6 protein-coding genes are annotated in these 12,994 nt (G+C 46.8%); 5 read left to right on the top strand and 1 reads right to left on the bottom strand.

Annotation, left to right across the window (positions count from 1 at the left end; genetic code table 11):
- Positions 1-3 precede the first annotated feature (3 nt).
- The 4 genes from P3L47_RS08930 to P3L47_RS08915 are packed head-to-tail and all read left to right on the top strand — an operon-like array spanning position 4 to position 7,538.
- Positions 4-1,482, top strand: a complete 1,479-nt coding sequence (locus P3L47_RS08930) for a TolC family protein (RefSeq protein WP_122363229.1) — start codon at positions 4-6, stop codon at positions 1,480-1,482.
- Between the two features lie 4 nt (positions 1,483-1,486).
- Positions 1,487-2,737, top strand: a complete 1,251-nt coding sequence (locus P3L47_RS08925; RefSeq protein ID WP_277783384.1) for an efflux RND transporter periplasmic adaptor subunit — start codon at positions 1,487-1,489, stop codon at positions 2,735-2,737.
- Between the two features lie 11 nt (positions 2,738-2,748).
- The gene (locus P3L47_RS08920) at positions 2,749-5,145 is read left to right on the top strand and encodes an ABC transporter permease (RefSeq protein ID WP_277783383.1); all 2,397 of its coding nucleotides are present in this window, start codon (positions 2,749-2,751) and stop codon (positions 5,143-5,145) included.
- A 23-nt stretch (positions 5,146-5,168) separates the two neighbouring features.
- Complete coding sequence (locus P3L47_RS08915) at positions 5,169-7,538, top strand: ABC transporter permease (protein WP_277783382.1); 2,370 nt, start codon at positions 5,169-5,171, stop codon at positions 7,536-7,538.
- Positions 7,539-7,579: 41 nt separating this feature from the next.
- Here P3L47_RS08915 and P3L47_RS08910 read toward each other — a convergent pair whose 3' ends face one another.
- Positions 7,580-10,450: a hypothetical protein gene (locus P3L47_RS08910; RefSeq protein WP_345799073.1), complete on the bottom strand. Its 2,871-nt coding sequence runs from the start codon at positions 10,448-10,450 to the stop codon at positions 7,580-7,582.
- 221 nt (positions 10,451-10,671) lie between these two features.
- Between P3L47_RS08910 and P3L47_RS08905 the strand changes: the two genes are divergently transcribed.
- The gene (locus P3L47_RS08905) at positions 10,672-12,969 is read left to right on the top strand and encodes an ABC transporter permease (RefSeq protein WP_277783380.1); all 2,298 of its coding nucleotides are present in this window, start codon (positions 10,672-10,674) and stop codon (positions 12,967-12,969) included.
- Positions 12,970-12,994 lie beyond the last annotated feature (25 nt).

The following is a 12,994-nucleotide window of genomic DNA, read 5'->3' as shown; positions in this document are numbered from 1 at the left end:
GGCATGAAACAGATAAAGAGTTACATAGTCTCCATACTCCTTGCCGCACTGGCCACTTTCCCGGCTCACTCGCAGGATACACTACACCTGACCTTGTCAGAGACAGTACGCATCGCTCAGGAGCAATCTCCCCAGGCCATCGCCGCCCGCCATTCTTTCCGGGCTTCTTACTGGAACTGGCGTTCCTACCGGGCAAACATGTTGCCGAGTCTTACTTTCACCTCCGATCCTTCACTGAACAGGTCGATCAGCTCGGTTACCTTGCCCGACGGAGGGGAAAGTTTCGTACATCGCAACCAGTTAATGATAGATGCCGGTTTAACGATCAACCAGAATATTCCATTCACCGGGGGTAGCCTCTTCGTGAAAACCGCTTTACAACGGCTAGACCTGTTTTCAGAAAAAACCAGTTCATATAACAGTACACCGGTAGTAATAGGATATGAACAAAACCTGTTTGGATACAATCAGTTCAAGTGGGATCGAAAAGTCGAACCTATCCGCTATGCCGAATCCAAAAAGAATCTGGTGGAAACACTTGAACTGGTTGCCGCACAAGCAACCCAACAGTTCTTCCAACTGGCTACCGCACAAACTAACTGGGAGATCGCACAATACAACTATGCGAATGCCGACACCCTGTTCCAATATGCCAAAGGACGGTATAATATAGGTACAATCACAGAAAACGAAATGTTGCAACTGGAACTGAACCTGTTGACCGAACAGACCAATGTGATGAATGCCCGCATCGAAGTGGACGACTGCATCCAATCGCTACGTAGTTATCTGGGCATCAACAACGCCTCCGAACTAGTGGCCGATGTCAACGGAGAAATACCTCATTTCAGCGTTGAAGTAAAACAGGCATTGGAACTGGCCTACGCCAATAACCCCGAACCTGAATATCTGCAACGACGTCGACTGGAAAGTGAAAGCGCCGTGGCACAGGCAAAAGCCTCACGCGGTTTCAAAGCCGACCTTTATATGCAATTCGGTTTGACACAGACCAATGAAAAACTGAAAGAGGCCTATCGGAATCCGCTAGACCAGCAACTGGTCACCCTGGGTATACGCATCCCGATCCTCGACTGGGGTGTCGGTAAAGGAAAGGTAAAAGTAGCTCTCAGTAACCGAGACAAGACATACACGGAAGTAGAACAGTCACGCAACGATTTCGAACTGAACGTCATCAAGATGGTCAAACAGTTTAATCTGCAAGCTGATAAAGTGACCATCGCACAAAAGACAGATCAGACGGCTCAACGCAGAAATGATGTGGCACAAAAGTTATACATCCTCGGTAAATCAAGTATTCTCGACCTCAACGCTTCTATCAGCGAGAAAGATCGGGCACGACGAGAGTACATCTCTGCCTTATATAATTACTGGAGCCTCTATTACGGCCTGCGCAGCATGACCGGATACGACTTCGAGAAAAACAGAGAACTGACATTCGATTACGAACAATTAATGAAATAAGATAATGGATAAACCTATTGAAAAGAAACCCGTATATTACCGTTATCGCTGGCATATTGCCGGAGGTGCAGCCTTTATTATCCTTTTAGTGTACGTTTCTATCGTTGCCTCGGGAGGAAGGAAACTACGCACGGAAGCCGACAACCTCATCATCGGTGAAGCACTGGCGGATAAATTCCTCGAATATGTTGATGTGGAGGGTGTCGTCCAGCCCATTCTGACCATCAAGATAAATGCCCGGGAAGCCGGTAGTGTCGAGCGTATCGTTGCTGAAGAAGGAACGATGATGGATAAGGGCGACACCATCCTGGTCCTGAACAACCCGGACCTGATACGTACCATCGACGACCAGCGCGACGAATGGGAAAAACAATTGATCTCTTACCAGGAAAAAGAGATAGAGATGGAACAGAAAAGCCTGGATCTGCAGAAACAGACACTGCAAACGACCTACGAGCTGAACCGCTTGAAAAAGAGCTTTGCCCTCGATGAAGAGGAGTTCCGTATGGGTGTGAAAAGCAAGGCACAACTGGAAGTCCAGCGCGATGAATATGAATATAAAACACAAAGTACGGCCCTGCAACTGGAAGGTCTCCGCCACGACAGTGCCGCTACGATCCTCCGCCGTGAACTGATGAAGAACGACCTGGAACGGGAACGAAAGAAGTTCGACCGTGCCCAGGAACGTATGGAGAACCTGATCGTCCGTGCCCCGCTGGCAGGACAGCTCAGTTTCGTTAAAGTAACTCCGGGACAGCAGGTACAAAGCACCGAAGCTATTGCCGAGATCAAGGTACTCGACCAGTTCAAGATTCATACTTCACTCAGTGAATATTATATCGACCGCATCACGACGGGTCTCCCTGCAACGATTACATGGCAGGGAAAGAAGTATCCGCTGCGTATCACCAAAGTTGTACCGGAAGTAAAAGACCGTAATTTCGATGTCGACCTCGTCTTCACCGGCGAATCTCCCGATAATGTCCGTATCGGTAAGAGTTTTCGCGTACAAGTCGAACTGGGACAGCCGGAAGAGGCCTTGGTTATCCCCCGGGGCGATTTCTTCCAGACTACCGGCGGCCAGTGGATCTATAAGCTGAATGAAGCCGGTACAAAAGCCCGCAAAGTAAATATCAGCATCGGTCGTCAGAATCCGCAGCAGTATGAGATCACCGGCGGATTACAGGCGGGAGACAAGGTTATTGTCACCGGATATAGTACTTTTGGCGACGCAGAAGAGTTGATTTTGAAATAAGACATTATACCATGAAACTACTTATACTGGCTATACGCCCTTTATTGCGTTTCCGGACGTACACGTTTGTAAATATCATCGGTTTGGCTTTAAGCCTGGCTTGCTTTATCATCATTAGCCGTTATGTGTATAGCGAATGGCAGACCGACCACTTTTACCCCGATCTGGATCGGGTGTTTACCACCATCTACGAGGACGACAAGCATCCGGGCGAACTGATGTATTCCGGTGTCTCCAATCCCAATAAGGAAAAGGGCTTCAACAGCTTGCTTAAACATCCGGGCGTGGAATGTGCCAGTAAAATGCGAAAGGAAGAGGAGATCAGCTATTGGTCCAACGAGAACGAATATTTGGGAAAGACCCTAATTACCGACAGCAACTTCTTCCACATTGCCCGCTACCCGTTACTGGCCGGTACCAACACGCTGGTCAAGCCTGACGAGGCAGTCATCACAGAAAAACTTGCCCGAAAGATATTCGGTAAAGAGAGTCCTATAGGCAAGCAATTGCGCCTGTCCATAGGAAAGACCGTGACCATCTCCGGCATGGTTGGCGCACCCGCCACAGCCAGCAGTATCGAGTTCGACTTGGTGATTTCCGAACAATTGTCTGATTGGCAGCGCATGAGCAACCATCTGGTTCGTCTCCACCCGCAAGCCGATTACCGGCAAATCAACCGGCAATACAACCAATTCATGTTAATGGAACATTGGAAACACAGTGTCCGTTACCAACTGTATCCCCTGTCAGAAGTGTATCTGAACAAGAACAACTACACCAACTACTTCTTCCGGTTGGGCAACCCGACACATATCTATGTCTTGTCGATCGTGGCGTTGATGATACTTCTGGTGGGTATCTTCAACTTCATCAACATCTATTCCGTGGTTATCCTAAAGAGGGGGCGCGAATGGGGGATGAAGAAAGTGTTTGGTGCCGGTAGTTCGATGATGTTCATCCAATTGTATTTGGAAAATATTCTGATGATGGCTTTTGCCATCCTGCTGAGTTGGGTATTCATCGAAGTGGCCAGTCCACTTGTACAGAATCAATTGGGGTTGACATTCGTTACGAATAGTACCTTCGACTTATTGCTCAATGGCGGGATTCTGTTCCTACTTCCTTTGTTTACCACCTTGATGCCTTTCATACGGTATCGCCGCGAAGCACCAATCGTTTCCCTTCGTTCGGTCAGCCGCAACGGAGGCTCGGTGGCATCGCGCAAGCTGTTCTTGGTGGCCCAATACATCATCACCATCACATTGATTGTCTGCTCGCTTTTCTTTATCAAGCAATTGAAGTTCATGCTGGATGCCGACCCGGGATTCCGTATCAAAGATGTCATTGCCACCCGTTTCTTTCAAGCCAGACGGACCAATGACTTCAGAGAAGATTGGGAGAAAGAGCGTGAACGTAAGAAACAGCAAAGAGAGGTCATCCAACAACGCTTGGACGCTTCCCCGTTGATTGAAAAGTGGACGTATGGCCCCAGTCCGATCAAAGACAAAATGAGCGGCGGATTCAAATTCAAAGTACCTGATGGAGAGTTCAAAGAGTTTACCCTCACGTTTATTGCACCCTCCTGGCTAAACCTATTCGATATAAAGGTAATAGAAGGAAAAGCAATCGATCCGAAAGAAGAACCGGATTTAGGCTACGATTTATACCTCACCGAATCGGGGAAAAAGCTATTAGGCATCACCGACATCCAATCGACCGATGTACAACCGGAAAGACGGCTCTGGTTTTCAAGCGGCACAGATATGGACAGCAATCCTCCATATCGTATCTTGGGGGTTGTCAAAGACTTCACACCGGGCCATTGGGGTAAATTCACTAACCCGCCCATCATTATTCCTCACAGAAGTGATCCCGAAGAGTCGCTTCTGGTAATACCGGTAGCCGGACGCAAGCAGGAGGTTCTGCATTTTCTGGAAGAGCTGCATAAAGAATTGTTCGGAGGTAGTTTTGAGTATTCGTTCATCGAAGACGAGCACAAGGCCCTATATCAGAAAGACCGGCAACTGACGGTGGTCTATTCCGTCTTTACGTTGATAGCCATCTTGATCTCTTCGTTGGGATTGTTCAGCTTGTCGCTGTTCGACGTGCAGCAACGGTATCGCGAAATAGCCATCCGCAAGGTGAACGGGGCAACCACCGGGGTGATTATGCGGATGCTCCTGCACAAGTATTACCTGCTGCTGGGCATTGCCTTCGTGATTGCTTCGCCCATCTCTTGGCTGGCTATCCACCGGTATTTGGAAGACTTCGTCCATAAGGCACCGATTTCCTGGTGGCTCTTTGCCGTCGCCCTGCTGATAACGGCCGGCATCTCGTTGGTTACCCTTATCTGGCAGATACGGAAGGCGGCACGGACCAATCCGGCAGTAGCCATGAAAGCGGAATAAACTAACTTTACAATTTCAATAATATGAAAATAATATTACTTGCTATACGCTCCCTGATGCGTTTCCGCCTGTACACCGTCATCAATGTTCTCGGTCTGGCATTAAGCCTCGCCTGCGTGATCATTATCAGCCGGTATGTTTATAGTGAAGCGACGACCGATCATTTCAATAAGAATCATGAACGGATGTTTCTGAGTGTACGCCACTGGGGAGACCAGAAACAGAAAGCTGTTCTTTTTACGACAGATAACGCACTTCTAAAGAAAAATTACGTCAACCCGCTGGATATTCCGGAGATAGAACAAAGAACCTCCTTTGTCTCCATCAGTAATACGGAAATTAAGGTAGATGAGAAACTATTCAAGGCACATATTCTCGCTACGGATACGTTCTTCCTTCGAATACTCGATTACCCGCTGATAGCTGGTAATCGCGAACAATTGTTAAGTACTCCTCAGGAAGCCGTCGTCACCCAGCAGTTCGCCCGAAGACTGTTCGGCAAAGAGAATCCGGTGGGCAAAAGCTTTGACTACAACGGAAATATACTAACCATCAAAGGCATTATCGGAGAAACGGAAACACAAAGCTCACTCCACTTCGACGTGCTTATATCCAAAGCACTGCAATGGCGTTGGCCGCCGGTCAACTACTTCAGCATCGCTCTTGCGCATCCCGGTGTCGACAGCAAGCAGATCAACGAGAAGCTAAAGGGAAACTTTCATAAGGCTGGTAGCAAATCTTTCTTCTTCCAGGTCATGCCTCTCGACAAGCTCTATATGGATAAAGCCATCGATAAAGGGCAGGATACATTCCGGCAAGGGAATGCCGACAGTGTGAAGATACTCACCTTCGTGGCCATACTCCTATTAGTCATCGGTGTGTTCAACTTCATCCATATCAGCTCAGTCGTCATCATCAAACGTGGGCGGGAACTGGGTATGAAGAAAGTGTTCGGGGCACGCCCCATGCAACTCTTCATCCAACTATATGCAGAGAATTGGGTACTGACCGCCATTGCGCTCTTCATCGGATGGGTGTTCATCGAAATCACGCAGCCGATACAGGTAAACCAGTTGGATATTATCGCCACAGTCGGTGCAACTTTCAATCTATTATTAACACTTGGGCTGCTGATCGGACTGCCATTACTCATTACGCTATACCCGTTTTTCAACTATAGCTACCGGCAAACCATCCGTTCACTGCAAGGAATCACACCCGGAAAAAACAAGATAGGCAGTCGTTCGCTCTTCCTGGTTGCTCAATACGTGATAACTTGTTGTCTGATTATCTCTTCCTTGTTCTTTATGAAGCAACTCGACTTCATGCTGAATGCCGACTTGGGATACCGCACACAAGATATTATAAAGGCTTGGTTCATACGTCCTACTTCCCAAATGAGCTATGGAGAAGAGGACAAAAAACGTTCGGAAGCCGTGTCTTCCGCCATACGGGATGCCATCCAGGCATCTCCCCTCTTCCAATCATTCTCTTATGGCGAAAGCCCGTATGAGTTGGCAGACGATCCGTTCAGCAGGGTAAAGATGCGCGCTCCCGGAGGCGAATGGCACGAAGTGCTTCAAGTGAAGCTCTACAAAAGTTTCTTTGATGTATATGAGATACCGGTTTCAGCAGACCAGTATCCACAAAGTGAAAAAGAGGTGCTGATGAATGAAACTGCCAGGAAACTATTCAGTCAGCAGGGACAAGCACCCACGGAACTGGAAACAGAGGGGTATGATGGTGTCAATTCATTGCTGATAAAGGGTTTCACTCCGGAATTTCAGGTAGTGCATCTCTCCCAGCATAATCAACCGATCGTTATGACTTTCAAAGATGTACAAAATGAATTGTTCTATCCGGGGAAACTCATGGCATCTATTGTACCCGGACGCAGGCAGGAGGCAATTCAGTTCCTGAAAGAACTTCATGATAAGACGATCGGGGGAGAGTTCGAATATACTTTTGTTGAAGACGAGATCAGTGCCATGTATGAAAAGGACCGGCTGGTTGCCCGGATTTATTCGGTCTTTACGTTAATCTCCATCCTCATATCTTCTATGGGATTATTCAGCCTTTCTCTTTTTGATATTCAGCAGCGATATAAGGAGATAGCGATCCGCAAAGTAAACGGGGCGACGGTAGAAACGATCATAAATCTGTTATTACGAAAATATTACAGATTACTGGGATTGTCTTTCATCATCGCTACACCTCTTTCCTGGCTGGCTATCACGAAATATATGGAGAACTTTGCCAATAAAGCACCGTTATCCTGGTGGATTTTCGCTGTAGCCTTTCTTATCACCGCCTGCATATCTTTGCTCACGCTGATCTGGCAGATACGGAAAGCAGCACGGACAAATCCGGCGATATCTATCAAAACAGAATGACTTAAAAACAGCCCTATCAACACTGTAGTGCTATTCTTCGCCTAAAACGTAATAGAAAACAGCGCCTCCGCCTGGAACTTGCCGTAATCGATCGGCTGTATCAAGCGTACACCGGTAGTCAGAGGGAAGCTCATGCGGAATACATTCCAGTCGAATATCAGGTCGGTACCGAAAGAACTCTGTGTCGTCCAGTCGCGACCCTTGGCAGCCTGGTTACGATTGAGGTCGTAAAACAGGTTGGCACGCAGACGGCGGATATACGCCAGTTGTCCGAGACTGAGGTCGGGAGAAAAGATAGAGAAAGCATAATCCGCTTTCAATGCAATCTGCTGACGGGTCTGATACATGAAATTATATCCGCGAGGTTTATCGATCAGGTGTTTCGGCAAATACAATACTTTATCATCCACACTCTGATACTGATATCCGGCACGCAACATCAATCCGTGATTACGCAGAATACCAGGCCAGTAGGTCGTAAGCCGGGCGGCATACAGACTACCGTAATTTTCCTTGTTGAAAGGCGATTGCAGATATTGCAGACGCAACTGATATCCCCAACGGGGAAGAATATCGCGCAACGCTTTCTTCCGGTAACTGTAGAACAACACCTCCGGCAGGATATATTGGAAATTACTGTATGTACGGCTTTCATATTGCTGATACTTATCAGTGGTAAAAAAGTAAGCCACAGCCGGCTGAATCCCCCGGATATAATGATTACGTGTCAGATTGAAAGGAAGATAAACACGTGCCTCAGCCTCCAATAAAGTCCGCCTTACTGTTTTACCCTGTGCAAATACTTTGCCTTTCTCATCCGTCACCCAGCTAACATCAAACGCTTTTCCACCATAGTCGGCAGCTATGTCGATAACCGGAAACCAGCCCTTATACGTAAACGACAACTTTCCGTGATGCTCTCCCTTACGGTAATACCAACCCGCCTGCATAATAGCCGTATTCAACGTATTCTGTGACAAGACCATAACACCAGGTTTCACGATCGTACTCAAATCGTCCGCACCGGTATTCATTGCTTCCGCCACATCATAATAGAAAGGTGCCCAGCTATGCAGTTTAAACGTATGCAACCCTTTCCGGTAAGGACGCGGAGCAAACTCGACAGGAGCCAGCTCTGCCGAATCGAGATTGAACTGCTCCTGTTCCGTCAGAGAGGTAACCAGCGGAGAATGAAAAGGATCTCCCAAATCCGCCTTTTTCGCTTTCAGGCTATCGACCGGCAATGAACCGATACGGTATCCTTCTGCCTGGTAATCCGAATACAGCAACCGATCCTTTCCGGGAGAGAAAGTCGGGTCGAACGCCCCGAAGCGAGCAGAAGTCAGACGATAGACGGTTGTATCCGGCAGATTCAACGAATAAATATTGTTGGTTCCGTTTGCTCCCGACTCAAAATAGAGTTTGCCGTTATTCCAAAACGGAGCTGTAATGTTGACAGATGTAGTAGCCAACAGTTCACTCCATGCACCGGTTTGTGTATCCAGTTGCAGCAGGCTTATTCCGGTATCAGTAACAGCCACAGCAGTTATCCTTCCGTCATCGCCATAAGTCAGTTCTTTCAGAAAGGCATTATCGGGAACGGTGAAATAACGTTGTTCCTTCCCTGTCTCCAGGTCGACCAGCACCAACTGGTTCTCGCCACTTACCGTAAAACGGGAGACGGCAGCCGTACGACTATCCTTATCGATAGCAGGAGTCAGATAACGCTGACGGGGAGTAAGCGTTATCACCCGTCCGGTCTCCAGGTCATATTGTTTGATAACGGAATAATTCTCATGCGTCCAACGAAGGCCGGGCACGATCTCGGTCCAGTACAACCGTTTGCCAGCCAGGTTCAAGCGGCTGTTGATCGTACCAAGGTAACACAACCGTTTCTCTTTTCCATTCGTCACCGATACCAGCGAATTGATATCCTGTATCCCCGACTTAACGGCAACGATCGTCGAATCGTTCACTGCCTGCGGATAACGGTAAGAAGCATACATCTTCGGTTTCGGGGAAAGGAAAGCAGGAGTCACAGCCGCCGTATCCATTTTTTCCCATTCGTCCCGCAAGAAATCGAATGTTTCATTGTACAATCCGTCGATACTGATCCCTGCATGATGCTTGAAAGCATTACTGAACATAGGTATTGCGAAGAAACGGTCCACATAACGGGTAGTCGTCTTGTCCCATATATCCGCCCCGAAACGATGGCGGGCAAAAGAGGTCAGGTTGTATCCCAATGCATAATAATCGCCGGTATAATCCTTATAAGATCCCAGATACCATTTATCGAACGAATAATTCCTGCCTTCTCCCAACATCTGGGCACGGTAGGGCATACTAAATTCCGGCAACCGCCCTCTTCCCCCATTCGATAGGAAAGTCTCGGTCCCGACAGCATCCCCCTCCAGAAACCAGCTCGGCATAAAGAAAGCGGCTACTCCCGCAGCCTGCTCACCTATCACGTAATACAACGGTTTGAACCAGCCTCTCATCACCTTGCTTGTCTGAAGGACGTGACGCGATTCATGCAGCACCAGGTGTTTATCCCAGCTTACCCCATCCTGTTTGGAAGACGGTGTCGTGATCAGTTCCATACGGCGCGGTGCCCACGACACCAGTCCGTTGGACGACATATTAGCCGGGTGAAGAATCACCGGAAACTTTTTCTGCATACCGACACCTATCGTCTTCTGCAAATGCGGATAAGCATTCTCCAGATAAAGTGCATACTTATAAGCCATCGAATCATTTCCTTGCGGATAGACCAGATTGTAATGAGGCAACCGAACGATGTTCCATTTGAAACGTGCCGGATCAGCACCGTAATCCAGGAATTGTGCCTGCATGTTTAAACTAGTAAACAGACAGAAGATGACCAAACAGGCAAATCTCGATATCAATATTCGCATTATTTATAGAGTTACAGACCACAAAACTATAAAATATAACCAAGTAGCTTCACTTTTTCTACCGCAAAATTCCACCATCGTGCGCAAACGAACGCTATTCGTGCGGATACACACACCACTCCCAATAGCACACCCCGGATAACACTCACACTATTAACACATTATCCTTTTGGCACATCTTTTGTATTTTCAGTTACAATTATAATAAAGTATTCATGCTTAAACACTATGCATTGATTGCAACACGCAATCTTCTAAAATATAAAATCCAATCGATCGTCAGCATCATCGGTCTGGCGATGGGGTTCACCTGTTTTGCCCTGGCCACTCTATGGATCAGGCACGAAATGACCTACGAGAACTTTCACGAGGAAGCAGAACGCATTTTCCTGGTTCGTAACGAAGACAAAAACAGTAATGAGGGTTTGGCCACAGTCACCCCTTCCCCACTGGCAGCCTATCTGCAGGAAACATTTCCCGAAATAGAACAGGCCTGTAACGTGTCGGACAGTAAAATGGAATTCAAATACAAAGGGATCACTTATCTATCTTATCAGATCCAAATGGATTCCGCCTCCATGAAAATATTCCCGATCCGGTTGGTTAGTGGAAATGCCAATTTCCTTGTCAACGGCAGTAAAGAAATAGCCATCACAGAAGAGCTTGCCGAAAAACTATTCGGAAAAGAGAACCCGATAGGGAAAGAACTAAGCATATACGGTCAGGAAAGTCCCATTTGTGCAGTGGTCAAAGCCTGGGAGCCTCATACAAACATGCCTTTTGAAATAGTAAGAGCCAATTATACGATCCCGGTCTGGTACGCCTGCGGATGGACGACTTTTATCAAGCTAAAGAAAGAGACGGACATCAAGGCTTTCCGTAAAAAGATATATGAGCATACTATTGAAAAAGACAACGCCAAACTGGAACATTTCATACTGACCCCGATCATACAGATGCGATACGACCATCCCATCCGGGAAGCGACCATCAAATTCAATCACATCCTGTTGTTTGCCTTATCGGGCGGTCTGGTCATCCTTTGTTCGCTGTTCAATTACCTGACTCTGTTCGTCAGCCGGATACGGATGCGCGGAAAGGAAATAGCCTTACGCAAAGTATGCGGCTCTTCCGATAAACATCTGATGGAGTTATTTTCTATAGAATATGTATTAACGCTATTGACTGCTATATTTATCGGGATGTTATTGATAGAATTGATACTACCCACTTTTCGGGAATTATCCGAAATAAAAACGACGACAAACGGAATCTACCTGGAAGCTATCGGCTATTCCCTTTTCGTAGCATCACTGTCGTTCCTTATTTCTCTGCTTCCTATCCATTATTTTCGCCGCCAATCGCTGAATGCAGCAATAAAAGGAACGGAAAAAGGGAAAGGAAAGAATTATTTCCAGAAATTCTTCCTGGTCTTACAGTTTATTATCAGTATCGGATTCATCTTCTGCACGCTTGTGATGATCAAACAGATACATTACTTATCACATACCGACCGTATAGTGGAACGGGGAGGAAGAGCCTCCATCACATTCAGTACCCAGTCGTCCGAAGCCAGCCTGCGGGAAGAACTAAAACAAATACCCATGATAACCGAAGTGCTTTCGGGTAATCACAACTCTTTTATACCTCAAAACGGAGCAAGCTATATTACGGTGAAAGAGTGGGATGATAAGCCTGCATCTGCCGATGAAGTACTTTTGGAGACGATTGCCAGCGGCGAAAGAATATGTAATTATTATAATCTGAAGCTACTGAAAGGCACTATGTTAAGGGATGACGACCGGAAAGAGAAAGTGATGATCAACGAAACGGCCGCCCGTCTGTTTGGCTGGGCAGATCCGATCGGAAAATCTTTCCTCAAAAGCGACTCTACCCGGGCACAGATTATCGGGGTAATACGCGATTTCTGTAAAGATTCGCCTACTATCCCCGTGAAACCGATGGTATTTACAGTACAAGAACTATTCTGGTCTATTAACTCCGGAGGCAATCTCCTTTTCATTTTCCGTGACGGACAATGGAAAGAATGCAAACAACGGATCGAGGCATTGATCAGGGAGAAATATCCGGATTTTACATTCTACAGATTATATAACACAGAAGAAGAGTTCAACAAATTCCTGCAATCGGAAAATGCTCTGATCAAATTACTCGACTTCGTTTCCATTGTCTGTATCCTTATCTCAGTTTTCGGGATATTCTCACTAGTCACTCTTAACTGCGAACAACGCCGGAAAGAGATCGCCATCCGTAAAGTGAACGGTGCAACAGTCGGAACCATCATCCATCTGTTCTTCAGAGAATATTTATTGCTACTTTGCGTAGCTGCAGCCATCGCATTCCCAGTCAGCTATCTGATCATGAAATCATGGCTGGAAAACTATGTTATACAAACAACTATTTCCTTCTGGATCTACCTGATAATTATTTATATCTCTTGTCATGATCACAGTCACTTGCATATATTGGCGAATATGGAAGGCTGCAAGTAAAAATCCGGCAGAAGTTATTAAATTT

Source organism: Parabacteroides chongii, from assembly GCF_029581355.1.
GTDB lineage: Bacteria > Bacteroidota > Bacteroidia > Bacteroidales > Tannerellaceae > Parabacteroides > Parabacteroides chongii.
This window is presented reverse-complemented; position numbering and strand designations above follow the sequence as displayed.

What these genes read in the sequence shown, in the direction of transcription:
- P3L47_RS08930 (WP_122363229.1), top strand. Translation starts at nt 4, where the DNA reads ATGAAACAGATAAAGAGTTACATAGTCTCCATACTCCTTGCCGCACTG.
- P3L47_RS08925 (WP_277783384.1), top strand. Translation starts at nt 1,487, where the DNA reads ATGGATAAACCTATTGAAAAGAAACCCGTATATTACCGTTATCGCTGG.
- P3L47_RS08920 (WP_277783383.1), top strand. Translation starts at nt 2,749, where the DNA reads ATGAAACTACTTATACTGGCTATACGCCCTTTATTGCGTTTCCGGACG.
- P3L47_RS08915 (WP_277783382.1), top strand. Translation starts at nt 5,169, where the DNA reads ATGAAAATAATATTACTTGCTATACGCTCCCTGATGCGTTTCCGCCTG.
- P3L47_RS08905 (WP_277783380.1), top strand. Translation starts at nt 10,672, where the DNA reads ATGCTTAAACACTATGCATTGATTGCAACACGCAATCTTCTAAAATAT.